General features: G+C 60.4%; 15 protein-coding genes. 10 read left to right on the forward strand and 5 right to left on the reverse strand.

Features of this window, described 5'->3' with window-relative positions; genetic code table 11:
- Window positions 1–195: 195 nt before the first annotated feature.
- From ACSQ9D_RS27710 to ACSQ9D_RS27735, 6 genes are all read left to right on the forward strand, one after another.
- A complete protein-coding gene (locus tag ACSQ9D_RS27710) occupies window positions 196–1,092 on the forward strand; it encodes a helix-turn-helix domain-containing protein (RefSeq protein WP_037126139.1) in 897 nt (298 codons plus the stop codon).
- A gap of 238 nt (window positions 1,093–1,330) precedes the next feature.
- A complete protein-coding gene (locus ACSQ9D_RS27715) occupies window positions 1,331–2,416 on the forward strand; it encodes an ABC transporter substrate-binding protein (RefSeq protein WP_436285012.1) in 1,086 nt (361 codons plus the stop codon).
- Window positions 2,417–2,499: 83 nt separating this feature from the next.
- Window positions 2,500–3,321 (forward strand): ATP-binding cassette domain-containing protein, encoded by an 822-nt coding sequence (locus tag ACSQ9D_RS27720; protein WP_436285013.1) that lies wholly within the window; start codon window positions 2,500–2,502, stop codon window positions 3,319–3,321.
- Window positions 3,318–4,577, forward strand: coding sequence for a sugar ABC transporter permease (locus ACSQ9D_RS27725; protein ID WP_436285014.1), 1,260 nt, complete (start codon window positions 3,318–3,320; stop codon window positions 4,575–4,577). Before ACSQ9D_RS27720 ends, ACSQ9D_RS27725 begins: the two co-directional genes overlap by 4 nt.
- A 26-nt stretch (window positions 4,578–4,603) precedes the next feature.
- Window positions 4,604–5,332, forward strand: a complete 729-nt coding sequence (locus tag ACSQ9D_RS27730; RefSeq protein WP_436285015.1) for an SDR family oxidoreductase — start codon at window positions 4,604–4,606, stop codon at window positions 5,330–5,332.
- Window positions 5,333–5,334: 2 nt separating this feature from the next.
- A complete protein-coding gene (locus ACSQ9D_RS27735; RefSeq protein ID WP_436285016.1) occupies window positions 5,335–6,954 on the forward strand; it encodes an FGGY-family carbohydrate kinase in 1,620 nt (539 codons plus the stop codon).
- Between the two features lie 134 nt (window positions 6,955–7,088).
- Here ACSQ9D_RS27735 and ACSQ9D_RS27740 read toward each other — a convergent pair whose 3' ends face one another.
- Entirely contained in the window at window positions 7,089–7,241 is a 153-nt protein-coding gene (locus tag ACSQ9D_RS27740; RefSeq protein ID WP_436285017.1) for a hypothetical protein, read from the reverse strand.
- 202 nt (window positions 7,242–7,443) lie between these two features.
- On the opposite strand from ACSQ9D_RS27740, the gene ACSQ9D_RS27745 reads away from it, so the two are divergent.
- Window positions 7,444–7,932: an RrF2 family transcriptional regulator gene (locus ACSQ9D_RS27745; protein WP_436285018.1), complete on the forward strand. Its 489-nt coding sequence runs from the start codon at window positions 7,444–7,446 to the stop codon at window positions 7,930–7,932.
- On the opposite strand, the gene ACSQ9D_RS27750 is transcribed toward ACSQ9D_RS27745, so the two are convergent.
- The 4 genes from ACSQ9D_RS27750 to ACSQ9D_RS27765 form a co-directional block, all read right to left on the reverse strand.
- Window positions 7,915–8,925 (reverse strand): mechanosensitive ion channel family protein, encoded by a 1,011-nt coding sequence (locus ACSQ9D_RS27750; RefSeq protein WP_436285019.1) that lies wholly within the window; start codon window positions 8,923–8,925, stop codon window positions 7,915–7,917. The genes ACSQ9D_RS27745 and ACSQ9D_RS27750 overlap by 18 nt on opposite strands.
- 75 nt (window positions 8,926–9,000) lie before the next feature.
- On the reverse strand, window positions 9,001–9,420 hold the full coding sequence (locus ACSQ9D_RS27755; RefSeq protein ID WP_436285020.1) for a cupin domain-containing protein: 420 nt from the start codon (window positions 9,418–9,420) through the stop codon (window positions 9,001–9,003).
- 62 nt (window positions 9,421–9,482) lie between these two features.
- The gene (locus ACSQ9D_RS27760) at window positions 9,483–10,235 is read right to left on the reverse strand and encodes an SDR family oxidoreductase (RefSeq protein ID WP_436285021.1); all 753 of its coding nucleotides are present in this window, start codon (window positions 10,233–10,235) and stop codon (window positions 9,483–9,485) included.
- Window positions 10,236–10,295: 60 nt separating this feature from the next.
- A complete protein-coding gene (locus ACSQ9D_RS27765; RefSeq protein ID WP_436285022.1) occupies window positions 10,296–10,775 on the reverse strand; it encodes a carboxymuconolactone decarboxylase family protein in 480 nt (159 codons plus the stop codon).
- A gap of 124 nt (window positions 10,776–10,899) precedes the next feature.
- On the opposite strand from ACSQ9D_RS27765, the gene ACSQ9D_RS27770 reads away from it, so the two are divergent.
- From ACSQ9D_RS27770 to scpA, 3 genes are all read left to right on the forward strand, one after another.
- Window positions 10,900–11,799, forward strand: coding sequence for a LysR family transcriptional regulator (locus tag ACSQ9D_RS27770; protein ID WP_436285023.1), 900 nt, complete (start codon window positions 10,900–10,902; stop codon window positions 11,797–11,799).
- Window positions 11,800–11,861: 62 nt separating this feature from the next.
- A complete protein-coding gene (locus ACSQ9D_RS27775; protein WP_436285024.1) occupies window positions 11,862–12,887 on the forward strand; it encodes a hydroxyacid dehydrogenase in 1,026 nt (341 codons plus the stop codon).
- Window positions 12,888–13,102: 215 nt separating this feature from the next.
- Window positions 13,103–15,241 (forward strand): methylmalonyl-CoA mutase, encoded by a 2,139-nt coding sequence (gene scpA, locus ACSQ9D_RS27780; protein ID WP_436285025.1) that lies wholly within the window; start codon window positions 13,103–13,105, stop codon window positions 15,239–15,241.
- Window positions 15,242–15,380: the final 139 nt, after the last annotated feature.

Genomic DNA, 15,380 nt, shown 5'->3' on the forward strand with positions numbered 1-15,380 from the left:
CCTACCCGCAAATGCGCTGCTGGGCATCTAGGCAATCATCAATCCGATGACAAAAAAGTATCGGCCGGCGGGGGCAAATGTGGTGGAGCGGCCTGTCACATCCGGCTAAACTTCTTTCATGGTCGTGGGATGGAACCGGGAGAGTTCCTCCGCGGATGGCCGAGCAACAGAGTGTATCCTGGGAGGGGTAGTCGTATGCGGGATGTATCAGAGCCCGATCTGGAAGTCGTCCAGATACGATCCGGCGAGTCCTTCAAAATGTGGTCGCACGGATATCCCTATCATACGGTGCGGTGGCACTTTCATCCCGAGTACGAGATCCACCTCATCACCGAAACCTCCGGCTGCTATTTTGTCGGCGACTTCATCGGCGATTTTCAGCCGGGAAATTTTGTCATGACCGGCCCGAACCTTCCGCACAACTGGGTCAGCGAGGTCGTCGACAACAGGCGCATCGAGCAACGCTGCCTGGTTTTGCAATTCTCCGAGGCGTTCATCGATGGGCTGCTTGCCATCCTTCCGGAGCTCAAGGGTTTCCGCTCGGTGCTGGCCGATAGTCGTCGAGGCGTCCTCTTTTCGCTCGAGGCAGCCGCGCTCGCAAAGCCGATCATGCAGGAGATGCTGGACGCCACCGGTGCGCGTCGCATCGCGCTTTTCATGCAGCTCGTCGAACTTTTGACCGGTGCAAACGATCACGTGGCTCTGACCACATCCGATTATCAGCCCGATCCCTCCGGATATATGTCGATCGGCACTAACAAGGCGTTGGCATTTATCCGCGAGCGACTGACGGAGCCATTTTCCGAGACCGATCTTTCGGCGATTGCCGGTCAAACGCCAAGTGCGTTCTCCCGATCGTTTCGCAAACATACCGGCTTCTCGGTGATTCAGTATGTCAACCGCTTACGCATCAATCTTGCCTGCCAGTTGCTGATGAGCAGCGAGGACATGCCTGTGATCGATATCTGCTACGCATCCGGGTTTAACAACCTTTCGAATTTCAACAGACACTTTCTCGCACAAAAAGGCATGCCGCCCTCCAGGTTCCGAGCCTTGAGGGCACAAAACGAAAAAGCGGTGGAGGCCGCCTAACCAGGGAGGACAGGGAGGAGACAGGAGACATTGGTGGCAAGTGCGAACCGGAGACCGTGGCGGGCCTCCGTGAGGGATCGCATGTCGTCAAATTTGGAACAGATGCGCCTTAGCAGTGCGGCCGACGGTGGTCTTTGACCGTGAGTTTCGGCGCGTGGCTTTGTGCACGTTAACTCAGGCCAGCCACACGCCTGAGACGGTAACCGCAACAATCGATCTCTTCAAGGGAGAAACCGAAATGACGCAATTCTCAATGAAACTCGCAGGCGCTGCCCTACTGGCTGTCGGCCTTCTTAACGGAACGTCCGTTTTTGCACAATCGGCCAAAGTCACCGACGCAACGGTCGCCTTCCTGATGCCCGACCAGAGCTCGACGCGTTATGAAGAGCATGATTACCCTGGCTTCCAGGCTGAAATGGCAAAACTCTGCGCCGGCTGCAAGGTGATATACCAGAATGCCAATGGCGACGCATCCCGCCAGCAGCAGCAGTTTAACTCCGCGATCTCGCAGGGTGCCAAGGCGATCGTCCTCGACCCGGTCGATTCCACCGCCGCTGCCTCGCTGGTGAAGATGGCCCAGAGCCAGGGCGTCAAGGTCATCGCCTATGACCGCCCGATCCCGTCTGCGGCCGCTGACTATTACGTCTCTTTCAACAATGAAGAGATCGGCAAGATGATTGCCGCATCGCTTGTCGAACATTTGAAGAAGAACAATGTCAAACCAGAAGATGGCGGTCTGCTGGAGATCAACGGCTCGCCGACCGATGCGGCTGCCGGCCTGATCAAGAAGGGCATCCATGCAGGCATCGCTGAAGGCGGATATCAGGTGCTGGCCGAATACGACACGCCGGAATGGGCGCCGCCGAAGGCACAGCAATGGGCAAGTGGGCAGATCACCCGCTTCGGCAAGAAGATCATTGGCGTCGTGGCGGCCAATGACGGTACCGGCGGTGCAGCCGTCGCCGCCTTCAAGGCTGCCGGCATTGATCCGGTCCCGCCGGTGACAGGCAATGACGCAACGATTGCCGGCTTGCAGCTGATTATCGCCGGCGATCAGTACAACACGATCTCCAAGCCGAGCGAGATCGTTGCTGCCGCTGCCGCCAACGTCGCACTGCAGCTGCTTTCCGGTGAAACGCCGAAGGCGGATACGAAGCTGTTCGACACTCCGACGCAGCTCTTTACGCCGGCGCTCGTGACTGCGGAGAACCTGAAGGCCGAAATCATCGACAAGACGGTCAACGGTAAGCCGATCCAGACGCCTGAGCAGCTTTGCGGCGACCGCTACGCGGACGGTTGCAAGAAACTCGGTATCGGCAGCTAAGCGCTCCTCCCCGGGGCCCTCCGGCGCGTGTCGTCGGGGGGCCATTGCAGATCGCATGAAGTCATACGGAAAGGCTTGCCTCGATGACGGACACTCAACACGATACGCCTCCGATCGGCGAGCTCGTTCTCAGCCTGCGTGGCGTTTCCAAGAATTTCGGTGCCGTATCAGCCCTGACGGATATCGATCTCGATGTGCATGCGGGCGAAGTCGTGGCGCTGGTCGGCGACAATGGCGCGGGAAAGTCGACACTCGTCAAAATTCTTGCCGGCGTGCACCAGCCGACATCGGGCACGATCACCTTCGCGGGCAAACCAGTGACGCTCGCTGACCCAAGTACGGCACTCGATCTCGGCATTGCGACGGTTTTCCAGGATCTCGCGCTTTGCGAAAATCTTGATGTGGTGGCCAACATCTTCCTTGGCCGGGAGACCAGTCCTCTGAAGCTCGACGAAGTGTCGATGGAGGTGCGCTCATGGACGCTCCTGAATGAGCTCTCAGCGCGCATTCCCAGCGTTCGCATTCCGATCGCGTCGCTTTCCGGCGGTCAGCGTCAGACGGTGGCGATCGCCAGATCGCTGCTGTTGGAGCCGAAGCTCATCATGCTCGACGAGCCGACGGCCGCACTCGGCGTGGCGCAGACGGCGGAGGTCTTGAACCTCATCGAACGGGTCCGTGACCGCGGCCTCGGCGTTATCATGATCAGCCACAATATGGAGGACGTGCGGGCCGTGGCAGACCGCATCGTGGTCCTGCGGCTCGGCCGCAACAACGGGATATTCTATCCCGACGCAACCAACCAGGAACTCGTCAGCGCCATCACCGGAGCCGCGGACAATTCCGTCTCCCGCAGGGCAAGCCGACGCCAGGCGTCGCGCGATATCACAGAGGGCGGAAACCTATGAGCACCAACTCCAATCAGAACGCCCCATCCGCACCCCTGCTCGATCGAAGCGACGTTCGCGTCAAGCATGAAACCGGCGTCAGCGGCGCCATCCGGGCCTTTGCCGATCGCGTGCGATCGGGCGATCTCGGGTCGTTGCCGGTCGTCGTCGGCCTGGTTCTCATCTGGACGGTGTTTGCGTCGCTCAATCCGGTCTTCCTTTCGGCCAACAACCTCGTCAACCTGCTCTTCGATGCCTCGACGGTCGGTGTTATCTCGCTTGGCATCGTCTGTATCCTGATGGTCGGCGAAATCGACCTTTCTGTTGGCTCGATCAGCGGCTTCGCCTCGGCTCTCGTCGGAATGCTGTGGGTCAACGAAGGCTGGCCGGTCGCCCTGGCGATCGTCGCCGCCCTTGCAGCGGGTGGTGTCATCGGTGCGCTCTATGCATTGCTGTTCAATCGACTGGGAATGCCGAGCTTCGTTTCGACGCTTGCCGGTCTACTCGCCGTTCTCGGCATGCAACTCTACCTTCTTGGCGCGACCGGTTCGATCAACCTGCCCTATGGCTCTGCGGTCGTGAACTTCGGACAGCTCCTGGTCATGCCCGATCCCGTTTCTTATGTTCTCGCCGCCATTCCAGGGTTCGTGCTGTTCGTGAGCGGTTATCGCACCGTCGTTCGCCGCCGCGCGGCAAGCTTGTCCTCGCGGTCGCTTGGCGGTCTGATTTTCCGCGCTGTCGTCATCACCTTGGTGCTCGAGCTGATCGTGTTTTATCTCAACCAGGACCGCGGCATTCCGTGGATGTTCGGTCTGTTTGTCGGCCTGGCCGTGGCCATGAGCTACGCGCTGACCCGCACCAAGTGGGGCCGCTCGATGACGGCGGTCGGCGGCAATCGCGAGGCCGCACGCCGCGCCGGCATCAATGTTCGCATGATTTATGCGAGCGCCTTCATGCTTTGCTCGATGCTGGCTGCACTTGGCGGCGTGTTGTCGGCGGCACGTCTTGCGTCGGCAAGCCAGCAGGCCGGCACCGGCGATGTCAACCTCAATGCCATCGCGGCTGCCGTCATCGGCGGTACGAGCCTCTTTGGCGGTCGCGGCAGCGCCTATTCGGCCTTGCTCGGCATCATTGTCATCCAGTCAATTGCCAACGGCCTGACCTTGCTCGATCTGTCATCGTCGCTTCGCTACATGATAACCGGCGCCGTTCTTGCCATTGCCGTCATTGTCGACTCGCTCGCACGCCGTTCGAGGGTGTCCCACGGACGCGCGTAAAACCCAGACAAAAGGTAAGGAATGCTATGAGACAGGAACTTTCTGGAAAGGTCGCTGCAATCACCGGCGCGGCCTCAGGGATCGGCCTTGAATGCGCAAGGGCGCTGCTCAGTGAGGGTGTCAGCGTCGCCTTCATCGATCGGGCTGAGGGGTCATTGAAACGGATTTGCTCCGAACTCGGACCGCAGGCATTTCCCCTGGTTGTCGATCTGACCAACCCGGAAAGCGTTGCGACGATGATGCCGCAGATTCTGGAAAAATTCGGCAAGCTCGACATCTTCCACGCCAATGCCGGTGCCTACATCGGCGGAGACGTCGTGGAGGGAGATCCCGATGCCTGGGACCGCATGCTGAACCTCAACGTCAATGCTGCCTTCCGCTCTGTCCAGGCCGTGTTGCCGCACATGGTTGAACGGCAGACCGGCGACATCATCATGACCAGTTCCATTGCAGGTCTGGTTCCCGTCGTTTGGGAGCCGATATACACTGCCTCCAAATTTGCGGTGCAGGCTTTCGTTCACACGGTTCGGCGACAAGTGATGAAGCATGGCATTCGCGTCGGTGCCGTCGCGCCGGGACCCGTAGTCACGGCCCTGATCAGCGATTGGCCGAAGGCGAAGCTCGAAGAAACCATCGCAGCAGGCGGGCTGATGGAGGCAAGCGAAGTGGCCGATGCCGTCATGTTCATGCTCTCGCGGCCGCGCAATGTTACAATCCGAGACCTCGTCATTTTGCCGCACAGCACGGATCTTTAGACATGGCACGTCACTTTCTCGGAATCGATGTCGGCACCGGCAGCGCCCGCACGGGGGTTTTTAACGAGAGCGGTGATCTGCTCGCATCGGCAAAACAACCCATTGCCATCTGGCACGAGGCTGGCGGCGTTGTCGAGCAGTCGAGCGAGGATATCTGGCGGGCAGTCTCCAGCACTGTTCGCAAGGCGGTTGAGGATGCGGCGATCGATCCGGCCTCCATCGCCGGCATCGGCTTCGACGCCACCTGTTCGCTCGTTGCTCTCGGCGCGGACTGGCGCCCGACCAGCGTCAGCCGTTCAGGCGATGCCAACAGGAACATCATCGTCTGGATGGATCACCGGGCCGTCGCCGAAGCCGACGAGATCAACGGCGGCGGGCACGACGTGCTGCGTTATGTCGGTGGCCGCATCTCGCCCGAGATGGAAACGCCGAAGCTCCTGTGGCTGAAGAGGCACCTGCCCCAGCAATACCGGGCAGCGGCCCACTTCTTCGACCTTTCCGACTATTTGACATGGCGCGCTACGGGAAGCCAGGCGCGATCAGTCTGCACGGTGACGTGCAAGTGGACCTATCTCGCCCATGAGGGGCGCTGGGACGTCGACTATTTTCGGGCCATCGGCCTTGAAGACCTCACTGTTGATGGTTTCACGCGGATCGGTAAGGATATTGTCGCTCCGGGAACGGCGCTTGGCACCGGCCTTTCCGCCCAAGCGGCCGCCGATCTCGGCCTGTTGGTCGGCACGCCTGTTGGTGCTGCCCTCATCGATGCGCACGCGGGCGGCATCGGAACACTTGGCGCGGTTGAAGCTGGAACGTCGGGTGGCGCCGACATTTCCCGCCGCCTGGCCTATATTTTCGGAACCTCGGCCTGCTCGATGGCGACGACACAGCAACCAACTTTTGTCGACGGCGTCTGGGGTCCCTATTTCTCAGCGATGGTCCCGGGCCTGTGGCTGAACGAAGGTGGGCAGTCGGCGGCAGGTGCCGCAATCGACCATCTGGTGCGTATGCATCCGGCCTCCGGCGAAATCGAGGCCCGCGCAAAGGCAGAGGGACTGTCGCTCGTCGGCTATCTGGAGCGGGCAGCTGCTTGTGCCGGCGACACCGCCGCCGATCTCGCCAACGGTATCGTCGTGGTGCCGGAGTTCCTCGGCAATCGCGCGCCGTTTGCCGATCCGGATGCACGCGCACTGATCGCCGGACTGACGCTTGACGAAAACGAGGAGTCGCTTGTTTCGCTCTATGTGGCGGGGCTTGCCGGTCTCGGCTACGGTCTGCGGCAGTTGCTCGACGCGTTGGCTGGCAAAGCGATCGACATCGACCTGATCGTGGCCAGCGGCGGGGCGGCAAGCAGCCCCCTCGTCCTGCAGATGATCGCCGATGCCACGGCAAGGCAGGTCGCCAGCGTAACCAGCCCGGAGCCGGTGCTGCTTGGTGCTGCAATGCTCGGGGCCGTTGCCGGTGGCTGTCACGCCGACATTTCCAGCGCAATGGGTGTGATGTCGCGCATTGCAAAGGTCTATCGGCCTGTCGCGGGTGCGGTGCGCGAAAGACATGGTCGTCGGTATGCGGCCTTCAAGCTGCTTCAGGAAACCGGCCGATCGCTTCGGGACATGATCTGACAAGGCTCTGCTCCACGTTCCGGTCCGATGTTGCGGATAGAAGGGTATCGACCCCTGCGCGGTTGCGATGTGGGAGCAGTTCGAGACCCGCTTCGTAACCCCCGAGCGCCAGCCAGTCGCCATTGCGCACCTCGTCAAAGGCCGACGTCGACGGTGGCGAGCGCCTGCTTGTAGCCCGTGAGTCGATCGATCGCCGCATCCATCCAGAGCTCGCCTATGACAAAGCCGACCCGCCTGTGGCCAAGGGCTGCAGGCAAGATTGACTGGACGCGGCACGAAGGCGCCATTCGCCGGGTCCTGATCGCACTCGGCTGGAATGAGGACACGGTTGGGGTCCAATCCATACTGCGCTTCAGCTGCCGTTCGTGAATACAAGCGATCGGGCTGCCCGTTGACTGTCGCAATGGTCAGTCTGTTTACATTGTCGCGAAATAGGGATACTTTCTATCCTTAATAGATGCTGTCGGGCGTCGAACCCGGACTGAATTGATGATCCTGAAAAGCCAAGTCGAATGGGCGCTACATTGTTGCGCCATACTTGCCGGTCTGCCTGAAGGCCGTTACCTGTCAACCAAGGCATTGGCGGAGTTCCACGGGCTTCCGAAGGAATATCTTTCGAAGGCGCTGCAGAGCCTTTCCCAAGCGGGTCTCGTTCATACGACGCTCGGTCCATCGGGCGGCTACCGATTGGCAAAAGCACCGGCCGAGCTGACCTTTCTTGACATCGTCGAGGCCGTTGAGGGTAAGGCGCAAACCTTTATCTGCAACAATATCAGAGCCAACAATCCCTGTCGGCCGCTTGGCTATTGCGAAAGCGGTCCTTGCGCCGTAGCAGTCATCATGTGGGAAGCCGACGAAGCGTGGCGGCAGAAGCTGCGCAGCGTCAGATTGTCCGATCTGATAGAGACCCTGTCCAAGGATATTCCCGCCGATCTTTGGAAGAGCAGCTTCGAATGGGTCCTAGAACGAGCCGGATGAGCGTAGCTTGACCTCGCCCGCGCCGGGCATTGCATAGAGGTAGCTCTGGGGCGGCATTGCAAGGGATAGGCCACTTTCCCGGCAGTGACGATGGACAAGATCGATCACTTCGTTCCTCGCCGGCGTTCTATCTGCCGGACTGGTCACGCGAAACTGCAGTTCGGTCTCTATTGCGACAGCGTCGATCCCCTTGAGGGCGACGATCGGCGGCGGGTCCTGCACGATCCGCGTGCAGCCTTGCAGGGCGGTTCGCATTGCCTCCTCGACGAGTTCCGGCCTGTGGCTTGCCGCGATGCGGACGAGCAGCGTGATCTGATGCGTCTCGTCGGGACGGCTGAGGTTCGTCAGCCCCACTTTCGCCAGGGCGCTATTGGGCAGAACAACAACGTTATGAGCGCCGGTGAGCAGAAATGTGGAGCGCCAGTCGTTCTCGATGACACGTCCCTCGGTCCCATCGCCAAGCACGATCCAGTCACCAATGACAAAGGGCCGCCCCAATGTCAGCGCGATGCCTGAGAAGACATCGCCGAGCGTATTCTGCAGCGCAAGGCCGAAGATGATGGCGACCACGCCGGAGGTCGCGACCAGGGTTCCGATGGGCGCTTTGAAGACGAAGCCGAGGATGGACAGGGCCACTCCGAGATAGACAACGGCAACGATCAGATCCTGCAGCAGCCGGGCTTCTCGCGGCCGTCGCTCCAAGACGATATAGATGCGCACGAAGCCGATCAGGGTCCATGCAAGGTGTGTCCACCATAAGACCCGGGCAGTGGTGGACAGAAATGCCGTGGTGCCTGTCAGATGTGTCTCCTCGACGCGATGCGGCAGGATGCCGGCAAGGGCGAGGACAGCGGTCATGCATGCGAAAAACAGGATCTGAACGACCAGCCTGGCGGTCGGGCGGTCACGACCCTGGAGATGCCATACGATAATACCGGCAACGCCCAGAAGATTGATCAGAACAAGCGGCAACGAGAGTTGTTCGTTGAACATGGCAGGCTCCGATCGCGAGGTTGCGGCCCTGTGCGGAGGGGCCGTGTGCGCGATCAACACCCGGCCCGCCCTGACTTACTTCTTCAAGGGATAGGTCAGTTCCTTTTCCTTGCTGTCAACCACGAAGACCGCAAGCAGCTTTGCAGGCTTTGTCTTGCTGCCGTTTGCGCTGACGCCATGACGGTCGCCGGGCATCTCCGAAAAGCTCTCTCCGGCATGATAGGTTTTCACCGGCCCGTCATTGACCTGGCTGCGGATGGAGCCTTCCAGCACCGTTGCATAGATGAAGGCGGAATTCGGATGGGTGTGGCCCTCGGAAAAGCCACCTGCACCATATTCGACCAGGACACCCTTGATGCTCTTGCCCGGAACGTTCGGCAGCTCGTGCTCATAGACGAGCGTGACCTTGGAAGCCTTGCCGCCGGCGTCACCGGCGAAGGCTGCGTTGAATGATAGCGCCGCGAGGGCAGCTGCGACAAAGATCGACTTCATCATATCGAGATTCCTTTCATAGGTCGGCCGCTGCGCCTTAAGAATTATGGCGCAGCGACGCTCTGTTATTTCCGCGCGGAGGTTGCGAACCATTGCTCGAAGGTGATCTGTCCCAGGCGTGGGTTGTTGTCCGAAACCAGCGAACCATCGACCAGTCGGGCGCCGAAGTAACGTGCCTCGGGATCCGGCTCGACCTTGCGGGCATCACCCGTGGCCTTCAGGTAGCGAGCAACGAGTTCGTTGAGCCGGAAGCGCTCCGGGCCGGCGATCTCGATCGTGCCATTGGCCGGTGGAGCGAGCGTAACGTCGGCCATGGCATCGGCGACGTCATCGGAGGCGATCGGCTGTACATAGGCCGGTGACAGGTGAACTGTATCGCCGACCGTGCCGGATTGCGCGATGCCGCTCAAGAACTCCATGAACTGCGTCGAATGAACGATCGTGTAAGGAACGCTCGAGGCCTTGATCAGCTTTTCCTGGGCTAGCTTGCCGCGGAAGTAGCCGCTCTCCTGCAGCCGTTCGGTCCCGACCACCGAAAGCGCGATATGGTGTTTGACGCCGGCGGACTTCTCTGCCGCGAACAGATTGCGGCCCGAGGTTTCGAAGAATTCTAGCACCGCCTTGTCCTCGAAAGAGGGCGAGTTGGCGAGGTCGACAACGACCTCGGCGCCGACGAGCGCTTCGGCCAGCCCTTCACCGGTGATCGTGTTGACGCCGGTATTCGGAGAGGCGGCAATCACCTCATGACCTTGCTTGCGCAGGCGTTCGACTGTCTTGGACCCAATAAGGCCGGTCCCGCCAATGATGACGATTTTCATCGGACTTCTCCCTTCAGGGCGGCCATCGGCCGCTGTGTTGATGGCTCTGAGGTCGTAAGCTTAGTTGAGGCCGGCCTTGTCGAGGCCGTAGGCCTTGTCTGCGGAACCGGGGACTGCCTTGAACGCGATGCTGGCGCGGTTCCAGGCATTGATCACCATGATCGAGAAGGTCAGGTCGGAAACGTCCTTCTCTGAGAGCTGGCCGCGGACCCGCTCGTAGAGTTCGTCGGGGATGCCGCCTTCGGGAAGGTTCGTGACTGCTTCGGTCCAGGCAAGTGCAGCGCGCTCGCGCGGGACAAAGAGGTTGGATTCACGCCAGATCGCCACGTGATAGAGGCGCAGCTCGCTCTCGCCATGGATCTTGGCTTCCTTGACATGCATGTCGAGGCAGAAGCCGCAGCCGTTAATCTGTGAAGCGCGGATGTTCACGAGGTCACGAATCTTCTGTTCGATGACGCTGTCCTTCAGGCCCATGCTGAGGTCTGAGAGCTTCTTGAAGAACTCGGGTGATTGCTGTGCGTAGTTGAGGCGCTGTGTCATGTCTTTCTCCTATTAAGGATATTCGGTATCCTTATGGACACAAAATATCCGTAATGGCTGGACAGTAAAGCTCTTCCGACCTAAACTGTGACATAAGGCTTATGTCGAAACGTATGGGGGAAAGATGGACATCGTATCTGCGCTGAGAGCCTTCCTGCGCGTTGCAGAGACAGGCTCGTTTTCTGCAGCGGCAATCGATCTCGATCTCACACAGCCAGCAGTCTCCCGGCAGGTTTCCGCACTGGAAGGACATCTCAACACGCGCCTGCTGCATCGTACCACAAGTGCGCTTGCCCTGACCGTCGAAGGTGAACAAATGATCGCGATGGCGCTGCGGGTGGTCGAGGCAGTGGACGCTCTCAACGAAGCCTCCTGCGTCGAGACGGCCATGGCGTCCGGCCGAGTGCGGCTCACCCTGCCCGCGCCTCTTGGTCTTTATGTCAGCGAGCGCCTCCCGGGACTGCTCGAACGCCATCCCGGCCTGTCGGTCGAACTGATTTTCCGCGAGGAGCCGTCCGATTTGATCGGCGATGGCATCGATCTCGAAGTGCGGCTTGGCGCGGTGTCAGACAGTACCTTAATGTGCCGGCGGATCGGCTGGACGACCGCCTTTCTCGTCGCGGCGCCCTGCTACCTGGAACGACACAGCATGCCCAAAGCGCCCGATGACATTGGTGGCCATGAATGCATCTGCTACAGCCGCGCCGGAGATGGACGGTCGTGGTCGTTTTCCGATGGGTCGGACGAGATTTCCGTGCGCATCGCACCGCGTCTGGTGGCCAACAATGCCGTGGCGGTACATCGCGCAGTGTTGACGGGGGGCGGTCTTGCCGTGCTTTCGCATCTCCTTGCCAGCCCAGACATCGAGGCTGGCAGGCTGATGAAGGTGATGCCAGAATTTCCGCCCGCGCGCCTGCCAATCAATGTCGTCTATCCGTCGCGCAAAAGCCTGCCGTTGCGCGTCCGCACGGTCCTCGATTTCCTGGCACAGGTGGTCAGGGAGGACCCATTGATGGCATCCTAGAGCACAAAGCGCTTGCTAAAATCTGCGCGCATTTTCATTCTGCGGGCAACTTGGGAGGAGCCATGAGCCGCAACATTATCCTTGTCGATCCGCTGCCGCGGACGCTCGATCTCATCATGACGCCGGATGTTCGCCGCCGTCTGGGACAGCTGGGAGAACTCGTCGTCTGCGAAGATCGCCAGATGCCGGCAGAACAGGTCGAAGCCCTGTTGCCGGACACGGTGCTGATTTTCGGCCAGACCGACATGCCGAAGGAGCGCCTGGATCGCGCCCCAAGGCTAAAGGCCATCATCAATGTCGAGTCGAACTTCCTGCCGAATATCGATTACCAGGCCTGTGTCGAGCGTGGTATCTGGGTGATCACGCCGGCATCGGCCTTTGCGTCGCCTGTGGCCGAAGCCGCGCTTGGCATGGCGATTGATCTTGCCCGTGGCATCACCAGGGCGGATAGGCAGTTGCGAGCGGGCGTCGAAGAGTATGGCCTTGCCGGAAACGACGAGACATTTCGTTTTTCCGGCGCACCGGTCGGCCTGATCGGTTTTGGAGATCTGGGGCGCCACTTGCGTGATCTTATCCGGCCGTTTCGCAATACCGTGCGCGTCTTTGATCCTTGGTTGCCGGCCGAGATTGTCGAGCGGCTCGACTGCATGCCGGCATCAATGGATGAAGTGCTTTGCGAAAGCCGCGTCGTCTTCGTCTTTGCCAGCGTAACCAGCGAGAACGAAGGGTTCATCGGCCGGCGTGAATTCGCAATGATGCAACCGGGCTCCGCCTTCCTGCTGATGAGCCGTGCGGCCGTCGTCGATTTTCCTGCCATGCTCGAGGCAGTGAGATCTGGCCATATCCGCGCCGCGACGGACGTCTTTCCAGATGAGCCGGTCGCTCCCGACGATCCCGTGCGCAAGGTGGAGGGGTTGTTGCTATCTGCACATCGCACCGGCGGTACGCGAGATGCCTTCTACGCGCTTGGCTCGATGGCTGTCGCTGATGCGGAGCTCATAATGAAAGGCCTGCCGCCGCAGCTTTGTCGAAGGGCGGATCCGGCGACGGCAAGTCGGTTGCGTTCCAAGCCGGTCAGCGTTTCCTGAACCGCCCGGTGTTCGCCTGCGGTTAAGACCGGATCGATGAGGTGTCGATGAACTCGCGTTCCTGAGTAAGCGCCACGACGGTCGCTGTACTCTCGGAGCGATCCCGGTGACGCGATCGAGGCGAAGAAACCTCGGATAAAATATCTTAAGGCTCTATCGCGCCGCAGCCGGTTAAAGTGCTAGCCTGCGGCAAAAGAAGAATGCCGGAGGATAAAATGACGAAGAAAACGCTTGGCGACTGGCAGGCTCTTGCGGAGAAAGAGCTGAAGGCCTCGCCGGAGACGCTCGTCTGGAGCACGCCCGAAGGGATCGACGTCAAGCCGCTCTATACCGATGGCGACATAGCGGGTGCTCAACACCTCGGATCGCTTCCTGGCTTTGCACCCTTTACGCGGGGCCCGCGCGCGACGATGTATGCAGGCCGCCCTTGGACAATACGGCAATACGCCGGCTTCTCCACTGCGGAGGCCTCCAATGCCTTCTACCGAAAGGCGCTCGGCGCCGGGCAGCAGGGCGTTTCGGTTGCCTTCGACCTTGCAACCCACCGCGGCTATGACAGCGATCATCCGCGCGTCGTCGGCGACGTCGGTAAGGCAGGCGTTGCGATCGACAGCGTCGAAGACATGAAGATCCTGTTCGATGGCATCCCGTTGGAGAAGATCTCTGTCTCCATGACGATGAACGGCGCGGTTATCCCGATACTGGCGAGCTTCATCGTCGCCGGCGAGGAACAGGGCGTGCCGCGGGCTGAGCTTTCCGGGACCATCCAGAACGACATTCTCAAGGAGTTCATGGTCCGCAACACCTATATCTATCCACCCGAACCTTCGATGCGGATCGTTGCCGATATCATCGAATACACCGCAAGAGAGATGCCGAAGTTCAACTCGATCTCGATCTCCGGCTATCACATGCAGGAAGCCGGCGCGACACTGGTGCAGGAGCTGGCCTTCACGCTCGCCGACGGGCGCGAATATGTTCGTGCTGCGCTTGCCAAGGGATTGAACGTCGACGATTTTGCCGGCCGCCTCTCCTTCTTCTTTGCCATCGGCATGAACTTCTTCATGGAGGCAGCAAAACTGCGCGCCGCGCGGCTCCTCTGGACGCGGATCATGGAAGAGTTCAAGCCGGCAAAGCCCTCGTCGCTGATGCTGCGCACCCATTGTCAGACCTCGGGCGTGTCGCTGCAGGAGCAAGATCCCTACAATAATATCATTCGCACCGCCTTCGAGGCGATGTCGGCAGTGCTGGGCGGCACGCAGTCGCTCCATACCAACTCCTTCGACGAGGCGATCGCGCTGCCGACGGAGTTTTCGGCGCGCATTGCTCGCAACACGCAGCTTATCTTGCAGCACGAGACGGGCGTGACGAAGGTCGTCGACCCACTTGCCGGCTCCTATTATGTCGAAAGCCTGACAAACGAACTCGCCGATAAGGCCTGGGCCTTGATCGAGGAGGTCGAGGCGCTCGGCGGCATGACGAAGGCCGTCAACGAGGGTTTGCCCAAGCGGCTCATCGAGGAAGCGGCGACGCGACGCCAGGCGGCGGTCGACAAGGGTGACGAGGTCATTGTCGGCGTCAACAAGTACCGGCTCGAGACAGAGGAAGAGATCGAGACCTTGGCGATCGACAATGCCGCCGTGCGCACTGCCCAGATCAAGCGTATCGAAGAGACGAAACGTCGCCGCGACGCCACCGCCGTACAAGCTGCCCTCGACTTGCTTGCGGAGGTTGCAGATAGCGGCAAGGGGAACCTGCTTGCGGCGGCGATCGAAGCGGCGCGCGCGCGTACGACCATTGGCGAGATTTCGGATGCCATGCGTCGTGCCTTCGGTGATCACGCGGCCGAGCCCGAAGTCATCAAGGACGTCTATGGTCAAGCCTATCGTGACGAACCGGAGCTGGCAGTGCTGAAAGACCGCATGAGCGATATCGGCAGGATTCTCGGCCATACGCCGAAGATCATGGTTGCCAAGCTGGGTCAGGACGGCCACGACCGCGGCGCGAAAGTGATCGCCTCCGCGTTTGGTGACATCGGCTTCGACGTGTTGGCCGGGCCGCTCTTTCAGACGCCGAAGGAAGCAGCCGAGCTCGCCGTCGCCAATAAGGTACACGTGGTTGGCATGTCGTCGCTGGCTGCCGGCCACAAGACGCTGGCGCCGCAACTGGTCGACGAGCTCAAGGCGCAAGGTGCTGGCGATGTCATCGTGGTGGTCGGTGGCGTCATTCCGCGGCAGGATTACCAGTTCCTGATGGACCACGGGATCGCCGCCGTATTCGGGCCTGGCACGAATGTTCTGGATGCGGCAAATTCGGTTCTCGACCTGCTCGAGGGCAAGCGGCGAAACCGCTAGATTTCGTGCGGTGTGACAACGGTTCGCGGCGTCGCTGTTCGGTTCTGTGTAAACGGAGACCGGCGGCTGCTGCTCATGTGCAGCCAAAACGTTCCATATTCTCGCCTGAAAACTCAGGAGCCTCGAAATCGAGCGGCTA

This window comes from Rhizobium sp. LjRoot258, from assembly GCF_964254185.1.
In the GTDB taxonomy this organism is placed as follows: domain Bacteria; phylum Pseudomonadota; class Alphaproteobacteria; order Rhizobiales; family Rhizobiaceae; genus Rhizobium.

Excerpts from the sequence above, each read along its gene's own strand:
- ACSQ9D_RS27730 (WP_436285015.1), top strand. The coding sequence starts at position 4,604 with ATGAGACAGGAACTTTCTGGAAAGGTCGCTGCAATCACCGGCGCGGCC.
- ACSQ9D_RS27750 (WP_436285019.1), bottom strand. The coding sequence starts at position 8,925 with ATGTTCAACGAACAACTCTCGTTGCCGCTTGTTCTGATCAATCTTCTG.
- ACSQ9D_RS27725 (WP_436285014.1), top strand. The coding sequence starts at position 3,318 with ATGAGCACCAACTCCAATCAGAACGCCCCATCCGCACCCCTGCTCGAT.
- ACSQ9D_RS27710 (WP_037126139.1), top strand. The coding sequence starts at position 196 with ATGCGGGATGTATCAGAGCCCGATCTGGAAGTCGTCCAGATACGATCC.
- ACSQ9D_RS27770 (WP_436285023.1), top strand. The coding sequence starts at position 10,900 with ATGGACATCGTATCTGCGCTGAGAGCCTTCCTGCGCGTTGCAGAGACA.
- ACSQ9D_RS27760 (WP_436285021.1), bottom strand. The coding sequence starts at position 10,235 with ATGAAAATCGTCATCATTGGCGGGACCGGCCTTATTGGGTCCAAGACA.
- ACSQ9D_RS27775 (WP_436285024.1), top strand. The coding sequence starts at position 11,862 with ATGAGCCGCAACATTATCCTTGTCGATCCGCTGCCGCGGACGCTCGAT.
- ACSQ9D_RS27745 (WP_436285018.1), top strand. The coding sequence starts at position 7,444 with ATGATCCTGAAAAGCCAAGTCGAATGGGCGCTACATTGTTGCGCCATA.
- ACSQ9D_RS27740 (WP_436285017.1), bottom strand. The coding sequence starts at position 7,241 with ATGGCGCCTTCGTGCCGCGTCCAGTCAATCTTGCCTGCAGCCCTTGGC.
- scpA (WP_436285025.1), top strand. The coding sequence starts at position 13,103 with ATGACGAAGAAAACGCTTGGCGACTGGCAGGCTCTTGCGGAGAAAGAG.
- ACSQ9D_RS27715 (WP_436285012.1), top strand. The coding sequence starts at position 1,331 with ATGACGCAATTCTCAATGAAACTCGCAGGCGCTGCCCTACTGGCTGTC.
- ACSQ9D_RS27765 (WP_436285022.1), bottom strand. The coding sequence starts at position 10,775 with ATGACACAGCGCCTCAACTACGCACAGCAATCACCCGAGTTCTTCAAG.
- ACSQ9D_RS27720 (WP_436285013.1), top strand. The coding sequence starts at position 2,500 with ATGACGGACACTCAACACGATACGCCTCCGATCGGCGAGCTCGTTCTC.
- ACSQ9D_RS27755 (WP_436285020.1), bottom strand. The coding sequence starts at position 9,420 with ATGATGAAGTCGATCTTTGTCGCAGCTGCCCTCGCGGCGCTATCATTC.
- ACSQ9D_RS27735 (WP_436285016.1), top strand. The coding sequence starts at position 5,335 with ATGGCACGTCACTTTCTCGGAATCGATGTCGGCACCGGCAGCGCCCGC.